We start from the raw sequence: 25,302 nt of genomic DNA on the forward strand, positions 1-25,302 counted from the left end.
GGTAGGAAGCTCTGCAGCAATTCCCACCGAATGATCCATCAGCTCTGAAAAACGATTATCAGCTAAACTCGACTAACCCTTACCGGCAAACCCTGGCGCACGCTGGCCCCGCTGATGGGCTCAAGCCAAGTGCCATCCACATTCCTCGTGGGGTCTTTAAAGCCTAGATCGTTGATATTGATACCCGCGCGCATCCAAGGCATATCCGGTTGAGATTCACCGTCGATAATATGTGGCGTTGCGCCTAAATCCCGGTGGCCATAGCCGTGCTCAATGCCCAAGGCACCAGGTATTACGCTTTCACTGACTAGCGCCAACCCGACCACGCTTCCGCCAGGGCTTTCTATGCGAATGGTATCGCCGTGCTGGATACCAAAGCGCTCTGCGTCTTGGCGGTGCATCTGTATCGGGTTGTAAGGCTTGATCATACGCAGCCGCTCACTGCCGATAGCGTAAGAGTTCATCAGGTTGGATTTGAACGAGAACGCCAACAGCGGCCACTCTTGCTCCGAAAACACCTCGCGCATGGGTTGCATGTTCGCCATCTGAGGTAGCTTATGGCAGGGGACGCCGCTATTGGGCAGGCCATTAGTGGTATCAATGCTGGTGCCGACTGATTCGTTGTAAACACATAGCGTTTGCTTCCACTGGTATTTCAATTTTTCACCTATGAAGTGCTCGCTGGCATCTTCAAAGCGTCCACCCCGGGCATACAGATAGGCTACTCGAGCGCGTTCATCAGTTTTTAGCGTTCGTGCGATTTTAGGCACCAGTGGGGCAATGCCTCCATGGGCAACATCAGCATCGTCGGCTTCTGGCAAGGGTTCTTCTTGAAAAGCGATATTGGCCGCGGCCCGCAGATAATAATCCTCTGCGCGATTGAGCGGGTGCAGATTGCCCTGGGCATCGGGAATTGCGTTGTCGCCAAAGCCGGGCAGGCCAAGCCGTTTGGCCACAGCGATAAAAAAGCTGTCCATAGACACCGGTTCGCCCTCAGCGGTTTTTTGCTGGCGCGGCTCCACCACGGGCCAGCAGGCGGTGGTCAGCTTGCCCAGGGTGCCTTTCCACGCGCCCGTAAAGCCCCACACCTCATACATCACAGAATCAGGGACGATGTAGTCGGCGTAGCGGTTGGTTTCATTGATAAAGCCATCCACGGCAACAAAGAGTCCCAGCCGTTTGGGGTCTTTCAGCTTATCGACAATGACGCCTTTTAGGCCAGCCTGACCATAAATCGGGTTAGCCATACAGCCAATCACCGCTTTGATGGGGTAAGGATAGCCATCTAGTGCCGAGGGTAGGTGCTCTGTGAGCGTCGGCGGCGCCAACGAGCGCCACGGCGCTCTAGCCGGGTAAGGGTTTTCGCCTGCGGCGACTTTGCGCTGATACTCGGAAGACTTTTCGTAGGGGAAGCGCGAGCGGGATAGAAATACCCCCTGCGGCGCGCGCTTACCAGGAAAGTTGGCTAAATCGTAGCGTGGGCCCTCGCCGGTACCGCTGTAAGTGCCGCCGCCCACGGCGCTGCCACCCTTCATGTTGTAGTTGCCCGCCAGTAGGTTCAGCATTTGCACGCTAAACGCGGCGTAGAAACCGTTACCCGACATCATGCCGCCGTGACAGTTAACAGCGGCTTTTCTGCCATGGCTGGCATAGCGGCTGGCCAATTCAATAATCGTCGCCTTTGGAATGCCACAATGTTCTGCGTAGGTATCTAGGTCGTACTCGTGGGCAGATTCGCTTAGCAACGTCAGACTGCTTTTGACGGTCACGGTGGTGCCATCGGCAAGCTCAACCGGACGTTCGGCTAAGAGCTCGGCGGTCATCACCTCTTCGCTTAGCGCGAGTTCGCCATTGGCCACTACCACCGGCGAGTCAGCATCGCTACCCGCTTCCGCTAGGCCCAGGTCGCTGGCGCGAAGAAAATAACCTCTGCGCGGGTGTTCATAAGTGTCAATTACCAAATGAGTGGCGTTGGAGTGGGTGGTTTCGCCCGCTGCATCGGCGGCGGCTTTGCCGGGCAGGGCTAGGAAGTCGCTAGCATAGCCCTGGTTGTCAAGTAGCCACTGAATGATTGCCATGGCAAAAGCGCTGTCTGTCCCAGGACGAATAGGCACCCAGCGGTTGTTGTCAGCTGCGTGGGAGGTGGCAGCATTGAGCGCTGGGTCGACCACCACGTAATCCAATGTACCGGCTGCACGGGCTTGGGCAATCAAGCGGCCTTGGCGCTTAAACGGGTTGCCCGCTTGGCTGGGCGCACAGCCGATATACATGATGAAACGTGCGTTTTGGATATCTGGCTTAACGTGGGCGTTGGTGACGATATTGTTCATCACCGCGCCAGATCCCATGCGGAAAGCCAACCCGCAGTAAGCGCCATGGTGACCATAATTGCGGGTAGCAAAGGCATTGAGGGTAAAGCGCTTGAGTAGATCTGAGCGCCCGTAGTCAGTGGCTTCCATCACCATTAATTGGTTGGCCTTGGGGCCATATTCAGGATTGTCAGGGTCGATCAGTGTGTCGTGATCGCGAATATCGCGCAGTCCATCAACGTGGCCTTCGCTAAACAGGTCGCCGCCTTCGCAGATTTCTTCAATGAGTTTCTCAAAGGAGATTTTCTGCCATTGACGGCTGCCACGTTTGCCTACTCGTTTTAAACAGTGGTCGACACGGAAAGGGTTGGTAATTTGGCTCATCATGGCATTGCCACGGGCGCAGGCGGTGGAGCGGTTTATCTGGCCCTGTTCGCCATAGGCGCTAACACTGCGCAGTGCATCCGCCACCGGTGTACGCATGGGTAAATGGTCGTCGGCGGACAGCGGGTGGTAGGGATTGCCTGATACCCGCAGTACTTCGCCAAGGGTGTCATCGATCCTTACTCTCACGCCGCATCGGGTCGTACAACCGTAGCAAATAGTGAAGGCGACCCGCTGGTCGGGGGTCAAAGTGAGTTCGCCAGTGTCTAAATCGACTCGGTATTCTGGGGTCAGCGAGTTGCCATGAATATTGTGCCTGGGTTTTTCACCCGCGCTACCAGTAATGCCCTTAGCCATTTTTGCCAATGGGTCGGCATAGCCCACGGCAAAGGTGGCTGCACCACCAGCGGCGGCAGCGCCTTTTAGAAAACGGCGGCGTGACGGATCTTGAGTAGACTTAGACATGACTAGACGCTCCTTTTTTCGCGGTGAGAGAATGAGTAGAAGCATCTTGGGTAGCGTGAGTGGGCGTTGCTATAAGGCCGCCCTGTTGGGCCTGCCGCCAGGGAATAAACAGTTCAATCAGTAGAATAGCGGCGAGCCAGAGGCCGAAGGTGCCAACAATGCCTAAAATACCGGAAGAGCCCGCGGGAATGCCGTAGTGATGAAAGCCTGCGCTGTTGCGGGCCACATGCTGAACATCCATCAGCACCACCCAGCGGAACATCCAGCCCATGTGTATGGCTACGAGGCCTAGCAACCATGCCCAGGCAAACAGTGCTGGCTGGCTAGAGGTTAGGACAACGCGCGCGTGCTTCTGGCGCAGGGTAGGGCGAGTCAGTAAAAACAACACGGCGGCAAATAGCGCTAAGCCAGTAATCCCTCCCCATAGGGCGGTATTGCGCCACGAGTCGCTATGGCTCACGGATTCCAATGCGGCGGCAACTGAGCCTACGTGTGCATTCACGCCATCCAAAAACCAGCTAATCGCAATCAAGCCTGCTAGCGCACAGGTCACTAGCAGCACATACAGCATCTGTCGTATAGCGGTTTGCGAGCAAAGCCTACTAACCCGGTTCAGCACTTTTCATATGGGTATTCGTGGGTTTAGCGTTAAATTGCATCAAACGAGCGCGCCACTATCAATAAGTTTCACAACTAGGTCTTATTGTTGTTAGCTAATGGTAAGGTGCCATACTCTTTCACGGGCTGGATAGCAAAGTTACTGCGAATATCACTCACCCCAGGTAGGCGAAGCAGTGTCCCCGTTAGAAACGCCTCATAAGCCGCCAAACTAGGTACCACCACCTGCAGTAAAAAATCAGACTCCCCAGAGACTAAGTGCGCAGTGACGACTTCTGGCAGATTGACTACTGCCTCACGGAAGGCATTAGCCTGCTCTTCATGGTGACGTTCAACCTTGATACCCACAAACACCGTTAGCTCAAGCCCGACCCCTCGCCGATCAAGCTCAGCATGGTAACCACGGATAATACCGCTAGCTTCTAAGCGTCGCACTCGGCGTAAACAGGGAGATGGCGACAAGTTTACTTTCTCCGCGAGCTCCACATTCGTTAAACGGGCATCACCTTGGAGCAATGCAAGAATGCGGCGGTCGATAGCGTCTAACTGACCAATTGGCATGAGTGATTATTTTCCTGTTAAAAATTGACACAAAATACCAATAAATATCATTTTTAAAGTCAAAATGGCAAGAAAACGCTCATCTCTTTAAAGGTACCATAGCGCTTGCGAAGACACTATTTGTGACCTTAAGGAAGCAGCGATGGAAATTGGTCTTTTTATTAGTGCATTAGCCATTGTTTACCTAATTCCTGGTCCCGATATGTTGCTTGTGTTGCATACCAGTAGCTCTCAGGGGCGTGGTCATGGACTAGCCACAGCGCTAGGGCTAGGCATAGCCCGAGGGCTGCATGTGGCATTAGCAGGGTTGGGTCTAGCGGCGCTATTTACCGCCGCCCCGTGGCTATTTGATGTGGTTCGTTACTTGGGCGCAGCTTACCTGGTTTGGGTAGGTGTGCAACTTATCCGTAGTCGGCATAGCTCTGATAGTAATCATCACCAAGCATCACTCAAAGGCAGCTATTATCTAGCTTGGCGTCGAGGGCTTCTAACTAATTTGCTGAACCCGAAATCGCTGCTTTTTTGTTCGGTGTTACTGCCCCAATTTATACATACCCAGCAAGGTGCCGTCGCACTTCAGTTCACTTTACTGGGGGCGGTGCTAGTGGGGGTGGGGCTACTCTATGATGTGCTATATGCTTGCCTGGGAGCGCAGATGCAACGCTGGTTTGCCAGCCAGCAGAAACGGCAAATATTTCAGCGATGGGTGTTTGGAACGCTGCTTATTGGCTTTGCGCTGCGGTTAGCCGCTTAAAATTGCTATCCTAGTGTAATAAAGCCCCGCAAGCAGATGCAGGACTTGGCCGCCAAGATGAATGAGGCTGATTAGGGAGGGAGGTTAGTTATTTTAGTCATTTCCTTAATCGCCTGGGCCACACTCCATACAGTGCTCAGTAATGGCAGGCCCTTGTTGGAGATTTGCCTGTAAATCGCGCAACCCTGACCTTAAACCCTCTTCAAGTACCGGATGGTAAAAGGGCATAGCGAGCATCTGGCTGACGGTTAGCTTTTGCTCCAGTGCCCAGGCAAGCAAATGGGCTATGTGCTCAACCTGGGGCCCGAATAGCTCCGCGCCTAAAAACTGTCCGCTGCCGTGCTCCGCATATAGCTCGAAATAACCTTTATGTTCCCCCATGACCAGTGCACGGCCTTGATCAGCAAAGGAAACTCCGCCTTCAGCTATGCAGCCGCAGCCGCCATAACGAGTGTCTAACGTAGCGCGACTCTCACCCACAATTGCCATCTGGGGTTCGGTAAATACAATCGCCAGGGGGACGTTACGCTGACCCACTTGCACATCATCCAAATGAGCGGCATTTCGTCCTGCGATTTTGCCTTCTGTGATGGCTTCGTGCAGTAGCGGTACCGACTGATTTGCATCACCTGCGATAAAAATATGGCTTGGTGTGTTTTGTGTACTTAGGCATTGCAAAGTAAAGCGATTAAATTCAGGTACGCCGTGTTTATTCAGCTTGAGTCCGGCCTGCTCGATGGCTAGCTGATCCACGTTGGGCCGACGCCCTGTTGCGGCCAGGACATACTCGAATGTTTCGGTGAGTTTTTGCCCCCGGTCACGTTCGAAAAACGTAATGGCAACGGCGTTATCGGTATGTTTAATCTTGTCGAGATTGGCATCAGGATCCAGATACAGCTCGCGATTGAATGTCTCGTCCGCCAGTTGCCGGAGTTTTTCAGATTGAAAAGGCCCAATCGCACCCCCCACGCCAAACGTACGAGTTCTCACACCTAATCGGCTAAGCGCTTGACCAAGCTCCATGCCAATAACGCCAGGACCGATCACAGCGACTGATGCAGGCAACGTTTCCCAGTTGAACACGTCATCATTAATGATTAACCGATCGCCAGCGCCTTCCAGCAGCTTTGGCCATGTGGGCCGCGAACCCGTGGCAATGATGATGGCCTCGGCGGTAAGCCGGGTATGCTCATCTATGACCAATGTATGTGGATCAATAAAACGCGCGTGGCCACTCAGCAGGTTGGATTCAGGAATCGTTTTCATCGATTTCAGTACATTACTGACGAAGCGATCGCGCTCATGTTTGACTCTTGCCATAACAGCTTCGCCATCGATCACTACCTGATTGGCAGTGACACCAAACATCTCCGCTTTGCGCGCATTGTGTGCTGCATTGGCAGCGGCGATGAGTAGCTTAGAGGGCATGCAACCCACTCGGGCGCAGGTCGTGCCATAGGTTCCTGCTTCTATTAGTACTACCTCGTCGGTATGCTTGCGTGCAGCGTGCCACGCGCTAAGGCCAGCGCTACCTGCACCAATAATGGCTATCTTGGCGTGTCGCTGTTGCATGACGTTGTCTCCTCTCGTTGTGTTGGCAAGAGTGGTGAGTTGGCTTCGGCGGGATGGGCCAGTGCCTGCCAAGCATCAAAAGTCGTAAAAAACACCTGCCCGGTTAGCTCGCGACAGAAGTCAGTGTGTTGTAACCGATCCATCACTGGCCCTTTTACTTCCGCTAGGTGCAGCTTGGCACCTGAATCGTTTAGTCGCGCGTTGATCGCCTCTAGGCTTTCGAGCGCAGACGCATCAATCACGTTAACTGCTTGGCAAGTCAGCACAATATGCTTAAGCGAGGGTGAGCGGGCGGCCAAGGCCATGACGGTGTCTTCCAAATAACGGGCATTGGCGAAGTATAGGCTTTCATCGATGCGCAGCATCGCAACGTTCTCATCGGTTTCGACCTGATGGCGCTTGACGTTACGAAAGTGCTCGGTGCCCGGCACGCGGCCAATCACCGCGCTGTGGGGCTGGCTGGTACGGTATAGATGCAGCCCAAGCGAGAGCACTACGCCGCTTATAATGCCTAGCTCCACGCTGTGCAGCAGAGTGAGCAGTAGGGTGGCCACCATGGCCAAGCCATCGCTACGGGAGTATTGCCAAGTACGTTTCACCGCCGGTAGGTCAATCAGCGTGCCGACCGCCACAATAATGGTAGCTGCCAGGGTCGCTGTGGGTAAGAATGCCAGTAGGTCGGTTAGCAGTAGTGTGGAAAGCATAATGCCCAGCGCCGTGAATGCTCCGGCCAGCGGTGTTGCCGCGCCTGCTTCAAAGTTGACTACCGAGCGGGAAAAACCGCCAGACACCGGCGAGCCGCCGCTGATACCAGCGCCCAGATTAGCCATGCCTAGTGCCATTAACTCTTGATTAGGATCTATACGCTGGCGGCGCTTGGCAGCCAGTGTTTGCGCCACCGATACCGATTCCACAAAGCCCACCAGGCTAATCAGCAGTGCTGCGGGTAATAGGCTAAGCCACAGCGATTGATCCAGGTTGGGCAGTGCAAGGGCAGGTAGACCGCTGGGTACCGCACCAACTAGTGCTACTCCACGCTGCTCTAGGTTTAGCCCCCAGGCCAGAAATGTGGTGACAATCACCGCCGAGATCGGAGCGGCTTTCACGATGAGCCCGGCAATGCTGGCAGAAACGCCGATAGCCGTCAGCCACGTATTTAACCGCTTGCGGCACATTAGCAGAAAGCTCCACACTCCTAGTCCGATCAGCAGTGTCGTTATATTGACCTGCTGCCACTGGCTCAGTAGCGCCCCTATAAGGTCAATGACGTTATGGCCAGATGCTTCTACGCCGAGTATATGTCTAAGCTGGCTAATCGCAATCAGTATGCCCGAAGCCGTTATAAATCCCGAAATTACCGGATGGCTCAAGAAATTAACTAAAAAACCCAGCCGCAGCACACCCATGGCGATCAATATCAGACCTGAAAGCGCCGCCAACACCAACGCTGCCCCAATGTATTCCGGGCTGCCAGGGGAAGCAAAATTACTCAGCGCCGAAGCGGTCATTAGTGCCGCTACGGCGACAGGCCCCACCGCTAAGCTAGCGCTGGTACCAAAAATGGCATACAGAACCAGTGGCAGCATGCTGGCATAGAGGCCCATTTCCGGCGGTAGCCCCGCCAAAAGAGCGTAGGCCAGCGCCTGCGGCACCAGCATTAGCGTAACAATTATCGCAGCCAGAGCATCCCGAGAGAGTAGCTTCCGGTTATAGCTGCGTAGCCAGCCGAACAGTGGCACCCAACGCTCAATGCTCATGTGACGTACTCGCCTGCTGATATGGCGTAATCACGACTAATGTCGTCGCACTGTTAGGTTTGTTGATCTTCGAGCCCTTGTCGGTGCTCTTCCAAATCGAAGCCTGCTGCTTTTGCAGCGTCAAATAGTTCAGCCAGGTCGCACTGCTCCGTTTGACGCTTAGCGTAGGCCCATAGATGGGTAGCCCGCTTACCGGTGCGGCAGAAAGCCAAAATAGGCCGGGGAAGTTGCTGTAACGCCTCAGCAAAGGCGGAAATATCCGCTTGGCTATAGTCACCGGGTGTGACAGGAATGTGCACCCACTGAAGGCCAATGTCTGCTGCTTTTCGACGGTAGGCGTCTTCACCCGTAAACTCAGCGCTTTCTCCAGGCTTGCAGTTACAAATAACCGTCTTGAAGCCTTTTGCTTTTACTTGCTCAAGCTCTTCTACCGTGAGCGCCGAGGTAATCTCGACATCGGTCTCTAAAGGCTGCGTTTGCATGGTCATGCTCCTTCTATCGTAGAGGTTCTGAAAATTAGTGGCTTATTAATCCCAAGCGGCGCCTTCAAGGGCATCCAGAGGAATTTTTAGGTAGCGCTTACCATTAGCTTCAGGCTCCGGCAGTCTTCCACCACGCGTGTTGACCTGTAGGGCGTGCAAAATCAGTTTGGGCATGGGCAATTCACTATCGCGCTTGTGGCGTAGAGAGAGGTAACCCGTTTCACTCATGTTGACTAAGTGTGGGTTATGTTTACGCTGCTCAGCGACCGTGCTTTCCCACTGGGGCTCGCGGTCATCGGGCATATAGTCGTGCCCGGTAAACAGCCGGGTGTTAGCGGGCAGCGATAGAATCTGTTGAATGGAGTGCCACAGTTCTTTGGCATCTCCACCGGGGAAATCCGCCCGAGCGGTACCAAAGTCTGGCTGGAATAGAGTGTCGTGCACGAAGGCCGTATCGCCAATCACATAGGTAATCGAGGCCAGCGTATGGCCGGGCGAGTAAAGTACGCGAGCATTAAGTTCACCGATGTTAAAGGTGGCGCCTTCACTAAACAGTGTGTCCCACTGGCTGCCATCGGTAGGCATTTCTGGCCAGTGATAGATCTCCTTCCAAAGTGTCTGCACTTTGGTGACATGCTGCCCAATAGCCGTCGGAGCACCTGTTTTTTCTTTCAAATAGTGTGCTGCAGAGAAGTGGTCGGCGTGTGGGTGGGTATCGAGAATCCACACCACCGACAGCCCCTCTTTTTCGATATAGGTCAGCAGTTCATCGGCGCAGTGGGTCGCGGTTGCGCCGGACTTTTCGTCAAAATCCAATACGGGGTCGATAATCGCACACTGCTTGGTAGCGGGGTCGCTCACCACGTACTGGATGCTAAAGGTACGTGGGTCAAAAAAACCGGCGACATCGGGCTTGCCTGTTCCAGTGTGCTTTGAAAGCTTAAAGGTATTCATGCGTAGTCCTCCTAAGAATTGAGGGATATCAGGGTGAGGAGCTTTCAGCATTCAAGTGTCTTTTTACAGAAGTACCAGTCGGTGTATTCATAGCCTTCTGATTGACGGGCTTCCGCATCTTGCGAGGTGTGGGGCGGTGGAACGATGACTGGCTGGCCGGGCAACCAAGCTTCTGGTGTCGCCACCCCATGCTCATCGCTTGTTTGTAAGGACTTAACCAGGCGAAGCACTTCTTCCACCGAGCGGCCGTTGGTCATCGGGTAGTACAACATGGCACGCAGTACACCCTCTGGGTCAATCACAAAAGTAGCGCGAACCGCAGCGGTGTCGCTGGCACCTGGCTGAATCATTCCGTAGGCATTTGCCACTTTCATGTTGAGATCAGCAATAATCGGGAAGGTAATTTCAACCCCGAAGTTATCTTTAATGCTGCGTGTCCAGGCGATGTGTGAGTGGATGCTATCGATGGAAAGGCCCAGCAACTCCGTGTTGACCTCTTTGAACTGTTCTTCGTAATTCGCAAATGCCGAATATTCCGTGGTGCATACAGGGGTAAAGTCCGACGGGTGGGCGAATAAAACCAGCCATTTACCTAAATAGTCAGTGAGCGACTTTTCACCATGAGTGGTTTTCGCGGTAAAAGCCGGTGCAGGACGGTTAATTTGTGGCATTACTGGTTGGGAAGTTTCGTTGTACATGTCGAGCTCCTGAGAAGTGAGTTTTTATTTCAGGAATAAGAATAGATTATTTTGTTATTAATAGGTAATAGTACAGCATTATGGCGGTGATAGGGTGAGTGGTACTCATATTTACGTTAATCGCCGCTGAGAAAGTGAGTCGCGCCGATTGTCGAAGTCAGTTTGGGGGTACTTGCACGGCTGAACCGCATTTACCGCTGAACCATTCCTGGGCCGTGGTGGGTCGTTGACTTAATGATCCGCCTGATAAGGGCGCTACTAGCTTGATAAACGCTTTGGTATGGATTTTACGATTATCTTCCTACCCCTAGGTGGCGAAATTTAGTATTGCGCGGAGTCTCTCGCGAGGGATATCTAAAGGCAGCCTGAGGCAAAACGCTGACTCAACGAGGACCTAGCCGAACAGGAAGCGGATAGGCGTCGGCATAGCGGGGATAAATCATCAGACGTTAACAGAGGCCATATCTGCCAGTGACTTAGCAACAAGTAGGGCGAGCCTCATTGGGCGTTAGGGTGATTTTTTGGTTTTTTTAACAGCAGCTAAATTTCAACTGTTTATATAGATGAACCAGGCTTAGGTGTAAGGCTTTCCTGCTTCATTAAGGGAGGTCAGTCAGCGCTTCAGGATGTTTTTCAGCTACTTGTAGCAGTGTACGTACATTTCCAGTAGGCACACAGTGGTTCTCAGCCGCGAAGCCTACTGGGGCTTACGTCCAGCGCTTAGCAAATTCTCCTTGAGAGAGCCCCATGCGATGGCGAATTTCTGCGGCCTTGAGTACTTCTACTTGTGTCTCTCGAGCTGGTTTGCCTTGCTTCATTTGGCCGTATGGATGCCAGCAGCGTATTGCCAAGCTCTTCACCGGTCATAAAGTCATCACTCTGCACCTTCAATCTCCTCCTCATTAATCTGTTTTAGGTCGGCAGGGGTGAGAATAGATATTTTGGGAGGCGATTGAGCGCTCCTGAACAGTTGAGCGCGTCACCTCTGCTGACGTGAGTAACAGCACGTTATGTGCCTTTTATGCCATTGAGTCACGTTGCACCAAACGAATAAACATTAAATTATCAGTTGGTTAGATTAAGTAGCAGCATAGCCTCGGTGTGTTGAAAACCGGCATAGGTTAATAGCCTATCCAGGGTTCGGATCCCTGCCGGTAGGTTACATCCATAAATCATCCCCATTTTCGTGAGCAGACCTTGCGTAGTATCCTTACGACGCTGGTGCTACTTCGTTGGGTACAGCGAGGGGTCATATCAAAACGATAAAATTCACAACAGAGTAAAGTATGGTAAGTCGCCACAAGGTTACTATCACCGACATCGCCGAACATGTGGGCATGACCAATATGACGGTGTCGCGTGCCTTGAACAATCCTGACAAGGTGAAAGTAGCGACTCGGGAGAAGATCCTCGCCGCTGCGAAGGAACTGGGGTATGTCCCTAATGCTTTTGCGAGCCATCTTCGGAGTCGTAAGAACCGGCTGATTGGCCTAGTCACAGCAAGCGTGGATAATCCCTTTTATAGCGAGGTGATCAAGGCAGTTTCTCGTGCGGCCGAGGAGCGTGACTACACCATCATTCTGATTGATACAGATGGCTCGCCACAGCGCGAGGAAGTGGCGATCGAAACCCTGCTCAGCTATCAGGTAGCCGGCATCATCCTTTCGCCCGTCTCCGACGCTGCCGCCTATCGCCCCGCTTACCTTGATCGCTTGCGTGCTACCCGCTTACCAGTGGTTATGCTGGATCGTACCTTGAACGTATCCGACTTCAGCCGTGTGGTACTGGACAACCGTCTTGCCGGGAGTCTGCTTGGTGAACTGCTTGTGAAGAAGGACATCCGCCGGGTGCTTACGTTGACGGGGCCGCGTGACTCGCGGATCACCCAAGACCGGCTGATCGGCCTGAAGACAGCCTTTGACGTGGCGGGCGTCTCCTTAGTGTTGGAGCAGCGCCCCGGGGACTACACCTTGCAACCGGCCTATCGCGATATGGCCGATTACCTACGCCAGGGCAAACTCCCCGAAGCCGTGTTTGGGTTCAATCAGCTGATTACTTTGGGCGCCATGCGTGCCCTGCATGATGCACGTGTGTCTCGGGACGATGTGATGGTATTGGGGGTCGACCGTTTGCCTTATGCTGATATCTTCGAGGTGTCAGTGCCTTGTGCTGCGCATGACACCTACCGGTTAGGGCACGAGGCATTTCGCATACTCTTTGAACAGATTGAGGATCCCATGGCCGCCGGCCGTGAGGTCGTGATCTCCGCCACACTTATATCCTCCGGCGGTAACTGATAGTCATCAGCTTTCGTCGTGCATCATACCCTCGGAGAGCACGAAGCGGTGGCGGTTGGCCCATAGCGGGTTGGCCGGACTTGGCGTAAGGATTCCCAATCGGCGGCTAGTTGCAGTTCAGGTTACGAGCTCAGAGAGTCGCCAAACGGTCGGCGATCAGTTCCTCCAGGCGTTCCTGATCATCGGCGAAGCGCCGTATCCCCTCGGCCAGTTTGTCATTGGCCATGGCATCCTTGTTGTGATCCCAACGGAAGGCGGACTCTGAGAGTGGGGTAGGACGAGGGCCACCGTTGCGTGTCATTAACACCTTGGGTTCCACCGCGCCCGTTGCGGTAGCGAGTTCCTCAAGCAGCGTAGGTGAGATGGTTAGTCGGGGACAGCCGGCGAGCGCCAGCACCTGGTCGACAGTGCGAAAGCTCGCGCCCATCACCACGGTGTCGAAGCCGCCCTGGCTGACCCGTTCGCAGACGCCGCGTACGAATTGCACTCCAGGGTCGTTCTCGGGGGGGAAATCCTGGCCAGTCTCCTTTTTGTACCAGTCAGTGACACGGCCGACGAACGGTGAGACGAGGAAAACGCCAGCATCGAAACAAGCTTTGGCCTGGGCGTCGCTGAACAGCAGCGTCAGGTTGCAGTTGATGCCCTCTTTCTCCAGCACCTCGGCGGCGCAGATGCCTTCCCAGGTTGATGCCAGCTTGATCAGCACTCGATCTTTGGACACGCCGCGTTGCTCGTAGAGCTCAATCAGCTCGTGGGCCTTGCGTATGCTGGCCTGGGTGTCGAAGGACAACTTGGCGGCTACCTCGGTGGAAACACGGCCGGGCACCAGCTTGGCGATCTCGCTGCCCATGGCCACAGCAAGGCGATCTACGGCATGCGCTTCTCGCCGGCCGTTGTCCGTGGACTTGACCGCCGCGAGTTCCTGATCGATCAGTGCCTGGTAGCCCGGCAGATCGAAAGCCTTGAGGATTAGCGAAGGATTGGTGGTGGCATCATGGGGTTGATAGCGTTTGATGGCGTCAAGGTCGCCGGTGTCTGCGACCACCATGGAGTGCTGACGAAGGGCGTCGAGTCGTTGGGTCATGAAGTATCTTCCTCGAATAAGTGGTCGGTTATGTAAGGCATAGGGATTGGTGTTCAGCCGTAATGACTGGCCAAGGCCTGACAGTAACGGGCATAGGTCTGGTCATAGGCAGCGATGCGGTCGGGTTCGGAGTTGGTTCGGGATCTCTCGTCAAGAGGCTCTGAGCACCACAGTCCACACCGATATACATGTCAGGTTCCTTTTAACACAAGGGGCTAGTGAGACGTGAAGCCACCATCGACCGGCAGGCAGGCTCCGCTGATCATCGACGCGGCTGGGCTGAGAAGGAAGGCAACCGGAAGGGCGACTTCCCTGGGAGTGGCAAAGCGCCCTAGGGGAATGGCGGCCAGCATCGGGTTGCGCTTGGCGGGATCGGCCCAGGCACGTTCGGCCATGGGGGTCAGGGTCACCGTCGGGTTGACACTGTTGACGCGGATACCTTTGGAACCCAGCTCGAGGCACAGCACGCGAGTCATGGCATCCATGGCTGCTTTAGACGCGCAATAGCCTAAGTGGCCGGGCAGAGCGGCCATGGATGCTTGGCTTGAGACGTTGACGATGCTGCCCTGACGGCCGTGCGCGATCATGTGGCGAGCCGCTTCCCGTGCCACCACGGCACTGGCAGTGACGTTCGTGTTCATAATGTTCTCGATATCTTTCGCCTTGAAATCCAAGACATCGTCGAGGATCGAGATACCGGCACAATTGACCAGGCCATCGAGGACGGGCATCTCGGCGAAGGCCACGACAACCGCGGCCTCATCGGTGATGTCTACGGCCAGGGTGCGTGCCCCCAGCTCTTTCTCGAGTTTGGCTAGCTGATCCCGGTTGCGACCAAACAGCACCAGTTCGGCACCGAGTTCAGCCAGAGACCGCGCGATATCGAGGCCGATGCCGCTGGTCGCTCCCGTAACGAGGATGCGTTGGTTGTGGAGTTCGAAGTTCATGATGTAGCGTCACTCGCTCGATTTGTGGTTGGCATTTAGCCGATGCATGATCGGCATGAGCAGGGTCTCAGGGAGTCCGCTTGCGGCTAATGTAGATCGCCAACAAGATAATCAGGCCCTTGATAACGTTTTGGAGGTAGGGCGATACCCCCATCAGGTTAAGGCCGTTGTTGAGCACGCCAAGCAGCATGGCGCCTACCAGTGTGCCTAGAATCATTCCTCGCCCACCGGTGATAGCGGCACCGCCCAGTACTACGGCGGCGATGGCGTCGAGCTCGAAGCCGATCCCGGCGTTGGGTTGGCCGCTCATCAACCGAGAGGTCAAGATCAACCCGGCAATGGCCGCAGTCGTGCCACTCAGGGTGTAGACCAGCAACTTGTAGCGGGACACTCGGATACCGGATAGCCGAGTCGCTTCCTCATTGCCGCCAATGGCATACAGGTAGCGTCCGGTCGCAGTATGGTGGAGCAGCAAAAAGCCGAGTGCGTAGACGCTGATCATGATCAGTATCGGGGTTTCGATGCCGGCCAAGCTGCCGCGGCCAAAGAAGGCAAATTCCGGGGGGAGGCCAGAAATTGGGTAGCCTCCGGTGTATATCAAGCCAAGCCCGCGGGCAATCCCCATAGTGGCCAAAGTGACGATGATGGGTGGCATGCCGGCAAAAGCAACAAAAAAGCCATTGAAAGCTCCGAAACCTGCACCTACCAATACGCCTAGCAGGATGGCTAGCGACGGAGGAACCCCCGCCACCATCAGCCCAGCCATTACCGTTCCCGACAAGGCCATTACCGGGCCCACAGAAAGGTCGATGCCGCCGGTGAGAATAGCTAGGCTCATCCCCACAGCTATGATGGCGATGATCGAGGTCTGACGCACCAGATTGGCTTGGTTGCTTATGGTTAGAAAGTTGTCGTTGATGGTCGACATGGCAATGAAAACGACGATGAAACCGATCAGCGGGTAGAAGATTGGAGTACGGCGCCAACTGGCCAGCCGCATCTTGAGGGACTGGTGGGTGTTGCTGGGTATTGAGTCGAGCTGGCTCATGAGCTGAGTCCCCCCGTGGCGTGATGCATGATGGATTGTGAATTGAGATCGTTGCCTTGCAGTTCGGCGGCGATCTGTCCCTGGTAGAAGACCGCTGCGCGATCGCATAGACCAAGAATTTCCGGGAGTTCGGACGAAATCATGATGATCGACACGCCTCGGGCAGTGAGCTCTTTCATTAAGGCGTAGATCTCTGACTTGGCGCCGACGTCAATGCCGCGGGTGGGCTCATCGAAGATCAGCACCTTACACTGGTGGCCCAGCCAGCGGGCGATAACAACCTTCTGCTGGTTGCCGCCGCTGAGATTGCCCACTGGGGTTTCGGGGCTGGGAGCCTTGACGCGGACTGCCTTCATCAGATCGGCGGCAGTACTGGACTCTTGGCGGCGCTTGATCAGTGGCAAAGCACTCTGGAATTGTGTCAGATTGTTCAGGGTGATGTTTTCGCGACACGAGAACGGCAGGATTAATCCCTGGATCTTTCGGCTTTCCGGTAGGAGGCCGATCCCCTGCTTCAGGGCGGTGGCGGGGTGTAGGAGTTTAGTTGGCTTGCCCTCTATAAGGATTTTGGCATGCACGGGGCGCGTCGCACCGATCAGCCCCATAGCCAGTTCTGTGCGGCCCGACCCCACTAAGCCAGCAAAGCCCAGGATCTCGCCGCGGTAGAGCTTCAATGAGTGTTCGGGGCCATTGACATCAAGGCGCAGGGATTCAATGTCTAATACCACATCGTTATAATCGGCATCGCTACGCTGTTCGGGATAAAGATTCTCAACACGGCGGCCGACCATTTTCTCGATTAGGTCGTCGGGGGTAGTCGAGACGACGTCGCAGTCGTCGACCTTCTCACCGTCACGCATCACGGTGACACGATCACAGATGGTGAATATCTCTTCCATGTGGTGTGATATGAATACCATGCCGACCTGTTGCTCGCGCAGTTTTCGCATGATGGTGAACAGGTGATCTGCTTCGCTAGGCGTGAGGGTTGCTGTCGGCTCGTCGAGGATCAGGATGCGCGCTTTCAGTGACAGGGCCTTGGCGATCTCGATGAACTGCTGGTCGGCGACACTCAAGTCGGCGATGGGGCGGTCTAAGGGGATCGAGACCTTTAGGCGGTCTAGCAGGTGCTGCGCCTCGGCGATCATGCTGCGCCGGTCTCGCAGCCCGAATCTGTTACGCAATTCACGCCCAAGGAAGATATTATCCACGGCGTCCAGGTCGGGGATCAGGCTGAATTCCTGGAAGATGATACCGATGCCTGCGTTGAGGGCGTCTTGGTAGCCATGGAAATTGCATACCTCGCCATTGATGTTGATCTCACCTTCATCTTGTCGGTAGATGCCGCAGAGAATTTTCATCAGAGTCGACTTGCCGGCCCCGTTTTCGCCAAGCAGAGCATGCACCTCGCCAGCATGGACATCGAGCGATACATCCGTGAGGGCCCTCACCCCGGGAAATGACTTCGAGATGTGTCTCAGGGAAAGTAATGGAGTCATAGGGATACCCTCGTGCGCCGCCCGTAGGGGGCAGCACACGTCATCATCGTCGGTGGGAGGGGTTACCAGCTAAAGTCAGCGGCCTTGTCGCGGTCGATCAGTTGTACGTCGATGGGAATTTCCGCGGGCGCAGTTTCTGCACCCCAGTGCTTAGCCAGCGCCAGGCCGAGCCCTACACGCACCATGTCTGCGGGATATTGCGCTGAGGTGGCGATGAACGGGGAATCAGCCTTCTGGATCTCTGCGACTGCCTCGGGATGACCGTCGACGCTGACCAGTTTGATGTCCTGACCACTGGCCTCAATGGCTATCAGAGCGCCCAGCGCGCCGATGTCGTTGACGCTGAAGAGACCATTTAGATCCGGGTTTGCCTGGATGATGTTCTCGGTGACTGTCATCGCATGGGTACGCTCCTGACGGCCATTCTGTTTGGTTACGATCTCGATGCCATCGTACTCATTAAGCGCGTCGGTGCAGCCTTCAATACGTTGCAGGATCGGCACAACCGGAATGCCATCCAGTAGGGCTACCTGACCTTCACCATCGAGTTGTTGGGCGAGGTATTCGCAGGCTAAGTAGCCTGCGTCATAGTTCTTGGAACCCACGAAGCCATCCACTGGGCCCTCTGCCTGGGCATCGATCGCGACCGTGGTGACGCCTGCTTCTCGGGCAGACAACACCGCCGTTTCAACCCCGACGGAGTCGGCAGGGTTGAGCAGCAGGATATCGATGCCACGTTGGATCATGTCCTCTACGTCGCTGACCTGCTTGGAGACATCGTGGCGTGCATCGGTGACAATCACCTCAGCCCCCAGGCTCTCTGCGGCGGTCTCGAGTGCCTCCTGCATGGTCACAAAATACTCGTTGTTGAGCTCCTGAAAGGACATGCCGATTGTCAGAGTATGCTCATCGGCTGCTGCGGTTCCTGCTACAAAGGCGGCTGCGCAGGCGGCGACAAGAGCCGTTTTGCGAAAATTTGCGGTGATCTTATTAATTTTCATTGTTAACTCCGTGATTGTTATTGTTTCTCTTAAAGGTTTTTCAATGTTGACAAAACTCTTAATGTTAACGTCAACAATTTGAAGACTATGTGCCCTTTAGAGGTTGGTCAACGGTCATACGACCAATGTCTATTCCTCTAGGATTTTACAAATGATCAAAGCGTTCATGCGAAGTGTTTATTCAAAACTGTAAGAGGTTGTAAGGCTGGTTGATCTGATTAAGCTAAAGAAACACCTTAATAGTTGCTGGATTGAATGCTTCTTACATATCAAAGTTGCTAGGCAAAACAACCATATCTCGGATGGTTACATTTCGGGGGCGAGTAAGCATGAACATAATCGCATCAGATACATCCGTTGGTTCGATAATGCTGCCGGATTCTTTTGCCTTGCGCAGATTTTCTTCTGGCCAATCGGCGAGCAACGCACTATTTACAGGTCCAGGAGAGACTGACGCCATGCGAATACCGTGCTTGTTGATCTGACGACGAGTAGTCTGAACGAAACTGTTGATGGCCCACTTGGAGGAAGCATAGACTGGCTCCCAGGGAACCGGGAAGTGCCCCGCAACGGAGCTTGTCACCATAATATCGCCCGTGCGACGTTCGATCATGTAGGGTAAGACGTTATGGACATTTTTAATCACCACATTAACATTGAGGTTCAACATTCTGTCGATGGCGGCAGGGGAGGTGTCGATCAAGTCGCCGCCAATATAACTACCGGCATTAGCATGAAAGATATCTAACTGTCCTGCCTTCTCTAAGATTTGTGAGAGGAGAGTGTCGCAGTCCTGTGGGTCAAGTAGGTCAATAACTAGGGGAAATGCAGCTTCGCCAAGTTCTTCACAGATGGTTTTCAGCGCAGCCTCATCTCTATCAATCATGACCACTTTGGCACCAGCGTCAATCATGGCCTTGGTAGTGGCAAGCCCGATACCTGATGCTGCGCCAGTAACGGCAGCAACTTTTCCAGTGAGTTCATTGGTCATCTTATAATCTCCTATATTCAGGTTCCTCGATTGACGAGGCCGTTTGGTTTCTGGAGTGGCTTGTGAATGATCCCGAGGTGTCTCTGATGAGCAGGATCAACTTTTGTGCTTACTCGTCCCTGATTCATCTCCAAGGCACATGCCTAGTGGACTGAAACTCTTTATGTTGACGTCAACATTTCTAAAGCTATTCTCTATTTGAAAACGAATCAATGGGATTAAGACCAATGTCTAGGCTTTGGTATTTTGAAGAGGTGGAGCTAATCAATGACCCGAGAGTTGCCGTTGATCAGCATATGTCGATGTTTTTCTATGGGTGGGTGGTGCTGCAATTACCACTGTAACGGGCACTGGCGTGGCTTTCTATTCCCGAGCAAGCGTCCGAGGGGCTGATGCAGATCAGCTGTCATTCATGCGGTTGAATGAGTGCTTGGTAATCTGCCTTGGGCAGTGCCTGCAGGTTCATATACGACACGTGAACGGCCATTTCTGTCAGTGTGAACGTCGCCAACTCATCAATGAGAGAAAGGGCAAGGTCGTAGCTGGAGAGGCTGGTGGCAATCCCCGGTGTCCAGTGGTGAGCTTTGATGGCGCGGGCTATCAGTACATCTCGATCAGCGTCGAGGGGGAACGCAGCGCCCTGGTAGGCGTCACGCCAGTGGTCGCAATAACAAGCAACGACAAACTCTCGGAAAGTGTTAACCAGCATTTTGTGCAGTGCTTCGAGGTTTTCGACGCCCGACTCTGGCAGGTTGCTGTATTCCCGCTGCATCTGCTCGAGCTGATCCCAGCGCTTGTGGTAGGCGGCCTTGTCCAACGCTTTCCCCTTATCCCTAGTTTAGAAGCCACCAATATAGCGATATTGGGTGACTTTGCTCAATTCTTCTTTGGCCTGAGGCTGGGCTTTCTATTTCTGGGAATTGCTATGATAAAGGCTCCGCCTATTCACCAATATCACATGGGAAGTAATGCAATGCTCCCCAAGCGATGGAGGGTAATGTTCGTTTTAAATCAAGCTCTAAGTGATCAGCTTCAAGAAGCGTTCCCACTTGTTGAGAACAACCACTCCTTTTGTGCGCCCGAGCTGCACACAGGTATCGTTAAAAGCAGGCCTACGAAGGCCTTCTATATCGGGGAAGTCGATCAAAGCGATCCTGCACGTTTCACATTCGTATTCTTCAAAGCTGTAAGCAGCTTTCTTCATGTACAGCCTCTGAAAGCGTCGCCTTGCCTTGCGACATTGAGCTGCGTGCTTTTTGGGATCTATTACAAAATCCAGCATGGTACTTACTGCAACAATGACACCACTGGTAGCGGTCAAAACCGTGTGCTCAGTGATGACTCCTGCAAAAGCAGCACTACCGCCAAAAAGACTGGTGAACGTGAACACGTTGGCCATCCTGCTAAAAAGTCTTTGCTGCAGTTGCATGTACCTAACCATGTAACAGGTGCCATCAATAGCCTCCTCGAACGACATTGGGTCGTGCCTTTCAGGAATACTGGGAAGGCTTACATCTTTCATGTCATTAAATCCCTACTAGGAGCGTATGCAGACTTCGTCTTCAGGAAAGTCTGGATCATCAGGAAAACGAGGTTCTGGTCTGGGAATCCTGATCGGTGGAACACATGGGATTTGGCCCGGTGGATCCCATTCTCCTGCTGGGCATCTTTTTTGAAATTTCATCGTGTCTCTCCGTTACAGAATGTTAAGGAGGGAGTGATCATTTCTAGTTTAGGACTGGTTTTAAAAAACCGCCTAATGTTTGTGGCCGGAGGTGCTCTATGACCGAGAAAGGTGGGCAGCAAGCGCGCCGTGCCGCGTTATTGTGCCAAAACGTGCGATTCGGTTTGTACCTTGATTGCCGTCGCCGCCAGGCAAAGGCGCTTGAATATCGGCAGCTGCCCGATGGTACCCACAGCCCGGAGGATTGCGCCGATTTCATCCGTCATTCGTGTGGCATCCAAAGCCGCGCCGAGTTGGATCATAACGACACGGCGAGGGCCATGCTGGAGCGGATCGTGGCCGATTACCAACGTTGGGAGCGCCAGCAACGAATGCTCGACCAGATCGCTGGGGGGATGGCGTGACGTTACGAATCCAGAAACCCCGCCGCCCTCGAGCACTGACCAAAAGCGGCGCGCCCCGGGCAAAGCCTGTTGATTGGGAAGGGCAGGAGCAAGCGGTTCTGATCCGTTGGCTGTATGGCGAGAAGATGCGCGGCCACCCGGTAGGCGAATTATTCGATGCCACCTTCCATGTGCCCAACGGCGGTCACCGCAATAAGAAAACCGCGAGCGACTTAAAACGCCAGGGCGTAAAGGCGGGCGTGTCCGATCTCCCCGTTCGTCAGGCCCGCGGCGGTTGGTTTGGCTTATACCTGGAGTTCAAGGCCACCCCGCCCAAGGATGCGCCGTTAGCCGATAGCCAATTCAAGTGGCTGGAAGACAGCGAGTACGAAGGTTATTGCGCGGTGCTGGCGCTAGGGCTTGAGGAGACCAAGGAAGTGCTCAGGGAATACGCCAGTTGGCCCCGAACGCAAATAGCGGGTGAGCGGCTGGCGCTGGAGAGTGGTACCGAGTGGAGGAAGGGGTAATGACACAGCAGAAGGGGAGCAGCATGCAGTTTGATGATTGGAAGCGGGTAGCAAACCCCTGGCGTGTCGTGGAGGCGGCGAAGAGTGATGAACGAGCGCGTGATGCTGCCGTGTCCCGCATCATTGACACCATGCTGGAGCTGCAGCTTGATTGCCGTCACGACAACCCTGGTTACCAGCCGTTCAGTGTGACGGCTCTAGCAGGTGAGGTACCTGGAGGCGGTGGTCGTAGTGACCAGGCCATGCTGGCCGCACTTCGCTACCACCCTCAAAGCGAGTGGCATAAAGCCTGCGGCGTGCTGCTAGATCAACTGCCCAAACGCCAGGCAGCGGCGATGCTGATGCAGGCCGCCCGAATCCGTCCGGAGAAGATGGGTCATAGTATTTGGATGGTGACTGCCAGACAGATGGTGGAGCGGCAGGATGTGCTACTCAGGGCGCTGGGATTGAATGAGGGTGTTAAGCCTTTTGAGAGTGTGGAGGCGTTGCAGGTGGCGGGAAAGCGGGCACGTAAGCGGTTGTGGCAGGTGTTGGCGGTGGGTGAGGTCAAGCAGGCATAGGTTGGATTGCGTTGACCAAGAAGAATGGCCAACGCAATTAATATCTCAATTCCATAGCGAAGTGGGTATTAGGTTCTGCTTTCGGCCACTAGCTCGAAAGATTGATGATGCCATTTAGCTACCGCCGCTGGATGGACAGCATATGATCCTTGAACTGCTTCCAATCGAGCCAGCCCAGAAAGTTGATAATGTCGAACGCGAAGTTGTACCGACTTCTTGGATCCCAAGACACTCCATCGTTGCGAGCACCATCTATTCTTCCAAATAGCTCTACAACTGCATCAGAAATTTCCTTTGGGTTCTCGTAGTGGATACTTTGATTTCTCCCCTCCCAAATTATGTCTTTCACCAGCAACCCAGATATCTCTGCCCCCTTGGGAGTATTTGGAGGCTTACCGTAAACGACAGATAACCCCTGCTTGGCAACCTGAAGCAAAGCACCAGATAGCGCTGCGATAGAAGCGGACTTAGCGTCAATTGAAGCCGATATGGATTTCACCCCTGCATCGACATCCGCCTTGGCTTGATGCGCTCGAGCCATCTGAGCATGGTAATGATTAGCAGCGGTATGAAACTCGTTGGCACTAAAAACCTGATACTGGACATCATATAGCGACATCGCGCCCCGAAGCGCGTCGTTTGCATCCGACAAAGCTTTATGATCAGCAGCGATGAGATCAACCAACGCGCGAGTAGCGTGTTCTGTTTGTACGATATAGTTTTTCATGACCATCTTGGATTATTGGTGATACGAAACGCTTTGTTTTGCGGCGCACCGGAGCGCCATTGAAGGTGCTACCGATAACAGCTATTTGTTAGCCAAAGTCGCTGAAACACTCATTTTCATCCCCAAAAAGTACCTTTCTTTGTGCTTTTTCTTTGGCGAGTCGTTCCCGGAGCTGTCCAAGGAAAATATCTCTAAGGTCTTTCCCATATTTTGACATTTTTGTACCTAACTCTGGCTGGTCTTCTCCAGCATTCGGGGAATCGATGCCAAATTCGAGTATCCCGCATGCTACAGCGATGCCCACGCTGCTAAATATAACCCTTTTATTCGGTGGCACACACAATGCATTTAGATCTGAAAGGGGCGTTCTTTCAATAATATAGGACAGGTCTACAAAGTATTGGAAATCAATATCACGCGTTAAGTAATGGTCAAAACATTTGGCCAGCAGTGAAGTTTTTTCAAATGCATCAATCTTATTAAGAATTACAAGCAAGTGCTCTCCGACTTTACGCCTATAGCCCGTATCACTCTCAACTTTAGCGAGGAACGCTTTGCGCTCACTTTTACTGACTTCTTCAAGCTCTATTAGAAACCTAAGAACTTTATGGTGAAAAATTCTGTCTGAAATTGAACGAGTTACAGAAAAACCTTTAGCTAGCCAACCAACTATAGGAATATCTTTGAGAATGCCTTCATCTACAACTTGATCAATTGTGAACTCTAGAATTTCCGCTGGAAGTTCAACTCCACCAGATCTCGCTACCGTTAACGCAAGATCATTCGACAAGCTTTGGCTTTTTTTACTTTTGTCCATACTCACTCATTCCAATGATGGGCTAAAGCCTGCATATGCGGCTGGTTTGGAACGCAGCGGAAATAAGTCTGACTACATTCGCTTGTTAATTTTATTTATATGGAAATCCATCATCAATATAAAGATCGATATCAGAGCCAACATCAAATTCAACGCTGCTTATATCTGTAAACTCTCCTTGTTCTTCATCAAAAAACAACTCAATAGAAATATCATACACATCATCAAACGACATGTTAGCATTAAAATACTCTAAGAAAATATATTCTTTATCTTCGCTATCCCACATTGCTGTGTCGTAATCTGGCCCACTAATATCTGCTGTGCAAGTGATTTCACACCTAACCCCAATGATAACTCGACCTTCTTCAATTTCAATCACGTCGATTTCATGAGTAGTGATACCAGTAACAATGACATTGTCAACTTCTGCCTCATAATTTGCAGAGAATGTAAAGCCACTATTTAAAAACGCTTCCTTTATATTTTCAGAGATCCAGTCAATTTCGTTATCAACATACTCATGAACAATATTTGTTAGCCTCTCTTCAGCTCTATTGTATAGATCTAGAAATTCAGAGAGTTGGCTTAAATTGATAAAATTGGCTTCTTTTTCACAAAACCCTTTTAAGTCTCCATCATTACTAATTACGTATACGAGATCATCCGGTTGAGACATTTTCGCCTTGAGGCTTAGAGTCGATATAGCATCTGGAAATTCATTTTTTTTCTTTCCATCACTAAAAGGGTATTTTCCATCAAAATACAGCGAAAGAAGTTCAATATTGCAAATATCATTTGGATCAAGAATGATGGCTTTGGAATCTTCAATGAATTTATTCCATTTAGACAGAGCAAGTTCTTGTAAGTCATGTTTTTCAACTAAATTAATAAAGTCGATTACCTCTTTTGGAGTTTCGCTTTCCAGTATCGAAAGCTCTTTAATAAAGTCACTACTTTTTTTCTTAGCTTCTTTTATTTTTTCTGATATCTTGCTACTGACTTCCCTTTTAACTACTTCTGATAGATATATTTCGATAAGATTTGAGCGACCTAGCTTTTTTATTCTATTGAGTACGCTTCCCTCAAACTTGAATCCTTGCTGCATAAAGGCTTGGGTGTCAATGAATATCTTTCTTGTTTTCATATTCAACTCGGAGCTTAAATTCTCTCAAATTTAACG

General features: G+C 52.7%; 24 protein-coding genes. 5 read left to right on the plus strand and 19 right to left on the minus strand.

Features of this window, described 5'->3' with window-relative positions; all coding sequences use genetic code 11:
- Window positions 1-62: 62 nt before the first annotated feature.
- The 3 genes from AC4EYZ_RS24410 to AC4EYZ_RS24420 all read right to left on the minus strand — a co-directional run bounded on the left by AC4EYZ_RS24410 (window position 63) and on the right by AC4EYZ_RS24420 (window position 4,337).
- Window positions 63-3,158: a molybdopterin dinucleotide binding domain-containing protein gene (locus tag AC4EYZ_RS24410; RefSeq protein ID WP_053857052.1), complete on the minus strand. Its 3,096-nt coding sequence runs from the start codon at window positions 3,156-3,158 to the stop codon at window positions 63-65.
- Window positions 3,151-3,711: a polysulfide reductase NrfD family protein gene (locus AC4EYZ_RS24415; RefSeq protein ID WP_238326098.1), complete on the minus strand. Its 561-nt coding sequence runs from the start codon at window positions 3,709-3,711 to the stop codon at window positions 3,151-3,153. Before AC4EYZ_RS24415 ends, AC4EYZ_RS24410 begins: the two co-directional genes overlap by 8 nt.
- A 140-nt stretch (window positions 3,712-3,851) precedes the next feature.
- On the minus strand, window positions 3,852-4,337 hold the full coding sequence (locus AC4EYZ_RS24420; protein ID WP_022523400.1) for an Lrp/AsnC family transcriptional regulator: 486 nt from the start codon (window positions 4,335-4,337) through the stop codon (window positions 3,852-3,854).
- A 142-nt stretch (window positions 4,338-4,479) separates the two neighbouring features.
- Here AC4EYZ_RS24420 and AC4EYZ_RS24425 point away from each other — a divergent pair, with 142 nt between their 5' ends.
- Window positions 4,480-5,091, plus strand: a complete 612-nt coding sequence (locus AC4EYZ_RS24425) for a LysE family translocator (RefSeq protein WP_022523401.1) — start codon at window positions 4,480-4,482, stop codon at window positions 5,089-5,091.
- Between the two features lie 105 nt (window positions 5,092-5,196).
- Here AC4EYZ_RS24425 and AC4EYZ_RS24430 read toward each other — a convergent pair whose 3' ends face one another.
- From AC4EYZ_RS24430 to AC4EYZ_RS24450, 5 genes are read right to left on the minus strand one after another with little or no spacing between them, the layout of a single operon-like run.
- Window positions 5,197-6,663: a dihydrolipoyl dehydrogenase gene (locus AC4EYZ_RS24430; protein ID WP_022523402.1), complete on the minus strand. Its 1,467-nt coding sequence runs from the start codon at window positions 6,661-6,663 to the stop codon at window positions 5,197-5,199.
- Entirely contained in the window at window positions 6,639-8,420 is a 1,782-nt protein-coding gene (locus tag AC4EYZ_RS24435) for a SulP family inorganic anion transporter (protein ID WP_022523403.1), read from the minus strand. Before AC4EYZ_RS24435 ends, AC4EYZ_RS24430 begins: the two co-directional genes overlap by 25 nt.
- Before the next feature lie 53 nt (window positions 8,421-8,473).
- Window positions 8,474-8,902: a protein tyrosine phosphatase family protein gene (locus AC4EYZ_RS24440; RefSeq protein ID WP_022523404.1), complete on the minus strand. Its 429-nt coding sequence runs from the start codon at window positions 8,900-8,902 to the stop codon at window positions 8,474-8,476.
- Between the two features lie 45 nt (window positions 8,903-8,947).
- The gene (locus AC4EYZ_RS24445) at window positions 8,948-9,856 is read right to left on the minus strand and encodes an MBL fold metallo-hydrolase (RefSeq protein ID WP_022523405.1); all 909 of its coding nucleotides are present in this window, start codon (window positions 9,854-9,856) and stop codon (window positions 8,948-8,950) included.
- 44 nt (window positions 9,857-9,900) lie between these two features.
- Entirely contained in the window at window positions 9,901-10,554 is a 654-nt protein-coding gene (locus AC4EYZ_RS24450; protein ID WP_022523406.1) for a peroxiredoxin, read from the minus strand.
- Window positions 10,555-11,840: 1,286 nt separating this feature from the next.
- Between AC4EYZ_RS24450 and AC4EYZ_RS24455 the strand changes: the two genes are divergently transcribed.
- Window positions 11,841-12,851 (plus strand): LacI family DNA-binding transcriptional regulator, encoded by a 1,011-nt coding sequence (locus AC4EYZ_RS24455; protein WP_022523409.1) that lies wholly within the window; start codon window positions 11,841-11,843, stop codon window positions 12,849-12,851.
- A 130-nt stretch (window positions 12,852-12,981) separates the two neighbouring features.
- On the opposite strand, the gene tal is transcribed toward AC4EYZ_RS24455, so the two are convergent.
- From tal to AC4EYZ_RS24495, 8 genes are all read right to left on the minus strand, one after another.
- Window positions 12,982-13,935 carry a transaldolase gene (gene tal / locus AC4EYZ_RS24460; protein ID WP_022523410.1) on the minus strand — a complete coding sequence of 318 codons (954 nt, stop codon included), beginning with the start codon at window positions 13,933-13,935 and terminating at the stop codon, window positions 12,982-12,984.
- 215 nt (window positions 13,936-14,150) lie between these two features.
- Window positions 14,151-14,882 carry an SDR family oxidoreductase gene (locus tag AC4EYZ_RS24465; RefSeq protein WP_022523411.1) on the minus strand — a complete coding sequence of 244 codons (732 nt, stop codon included), beginning with the start codon at window positions 14,880-14,882 and terminating at the stop codon, window positions 14,151-14,153.
- Between the two features lie 67 nt (window positions 14,883-14,949).
- Window positions 14,950-15,930, minus strand: coding sequence for an ABC transporter permease (locus AC4EYZ_RS24470; RefSeq protein ID WP_022523412.1), 981 nt, complete (start codon window positions 15,928-15,930; stop codon window positions 14,950-14,952).
- The gene (locus AC4EYZ_RS24475; RefSeq protein WP_022523413.1) at window positions 15,927-17,429 is read right to left on the minus strand and encodes a sugar ABC transporter ATP-binding protein; all 1,503 of its coding nucleotides are present in this window, start codon (window positions 17,427-17,429) and stop codon (window positions 15,927-15,929) included. The genes AC4EYZ_RS24470 and AC4EYZ_RS24475 overlap by 4 nt, the downstream gene beginning before the upstream one ends.
- Before the next feature lie 62 nt (window positions 17,430-17,491).
- Entirely contained in the window at window positions 17,492-18,430 is a 939-nt protein-coding gene (locus tag AC4EYZ_RS24480; protein WP_022523414.1) for an ABC transporter substrate-binding protein, read from the minus strand.
- A 262-nt stretch (window positions 18,431-18,692) separates the two neighbouring features.
- Window positions 18,693-19,421: an SDR family oxidoreductase gene (locus AC4EYZ_RS24485; protein ID WP_022523415.1), complete on the minus strand. Its 729-nt coding sequence runs from the start codon at window positions 19,419-19,421 to the stop codon at window positions 18,693-18,695.
- 406 nt (window positions 19,422-19,827) lie between these two features.
- Complete coding sequence (locus tag AC4EYZ_RS24490; RefSeq protein WP_022523416.1) at window positions 19,828-20,238, minus strand: hypothetical protein; 411 nt, start codon at window positions 20,236-20,238, stop codon at window positions 19,828-19,830.
- 201 nt (window positions 20,239-20,439) lie between these two features.
- Window positions 20,440-20,943: a hypothetical protein gene (locus tag AC4EYZ_RS24495; protein WP_022523417.1), complete on the minus strand. Its 504-nt coding sequence runs from the start codon at window positions 20,941-20,943 to the stop codon at window positions 20,440-20,442.
- 260 nt (window positions 20,944-21,203) lie between these two features.
- Here AC4EYZ_RS24495 and AC4EYZ_RS24500 point away from each other — a divergent pair, with 260 nt between their 5' ends.
- The 3 genes from AC4EYZ_RS24500 to AC4EYZ_RS24510 are packed head-to-tail and all read left to right on the plus strand — an operon-like array spanning window position 21,204 to window position 22,575.
- Window positions 21,204-21,509: a hypothetical protein gene (locus AC4EYZ_RS24500; RefSeq protein ID WP_053857053.1), complete on the plus strand. Its 306-nt coding sequence runs from the start codon at window positions 21,204-21,206 to the stop codon at window positions 21,507-21,509.
- On the plus strand, window positions 21,506-22,015 hold the full coding sequence (locus tag AC4EYZ_RS24505) for a VRR-NUC domain-containing protein (RefSeq protein ID WP_022523418.1): 510 nt from the start codon (window positions 21,506-21,508) through the stop codon (window positions 22,013-22,015). The genes AC4EYZ_RS24500 and AC4EYZ_RS24505 overlap by 4 nt, the downstream gene beginning before the upstream one ends.
- Entirely contained in the window at window positions 22,015-22,575 is a 561-nt protein-coding gene (locus AC4EYZ_RS24510) for a hypothetical protein (RefSeq protein WP_022523419.1), read from the plus strand. Before AC4EYZ_RS24505 ends, AC4EYZ_RS24510 begins: the two co-directional genes overlap by 1 nt.
- Before the next feature lie 118 nt (window positions 22,576-22,693).
- Here AC4EYZ_RS24510 and AC4EYZ_RS24515 read toward each other — a convergent pair whose 3' ends face one another.
- From AC4EYZ_RS24515 to AC4EYZ_RS24525, 3 genes are all read right to left on the minus strand, one after another.
- Entirely contained in the window at window positions 22,694-23,302 is a 609-nt protein-coding gene (locus tag AC4EYZ_RS24515; protein ID WP_022523420.1) for a hypothetical protein, read from the minus strand.
- Window positions 23,303-23,390: 88 nt separating this feature from the next.
- Entirely contained in the window at window positions 23,391-24,119 is a 729-nt protein-coding gene (locus tag AC4EYZ_RS24520) for a hypothetical protein (RefSeq protein WP_022523421.1), read from the minus strand.
- 91 nt (window positions 24,120-24,210) lie between these two features.
- Window positions 24,211-25,266, minus strand: a complete 1,056-nt coding sequence (locus AC4EYZ_RS24525) for a PIN domain-containing protein (RefSeq protein WP_022523422.1) — start codon at window positions 25,264-25,266, stop codon at window positions 24,211-24,213.
- Window positions 25,267-25,302: the final 36 nt, after the last annotated feature.

It is taken from the genome of Vreelandella sp. 162(4c), assembly GCF_058152265.1.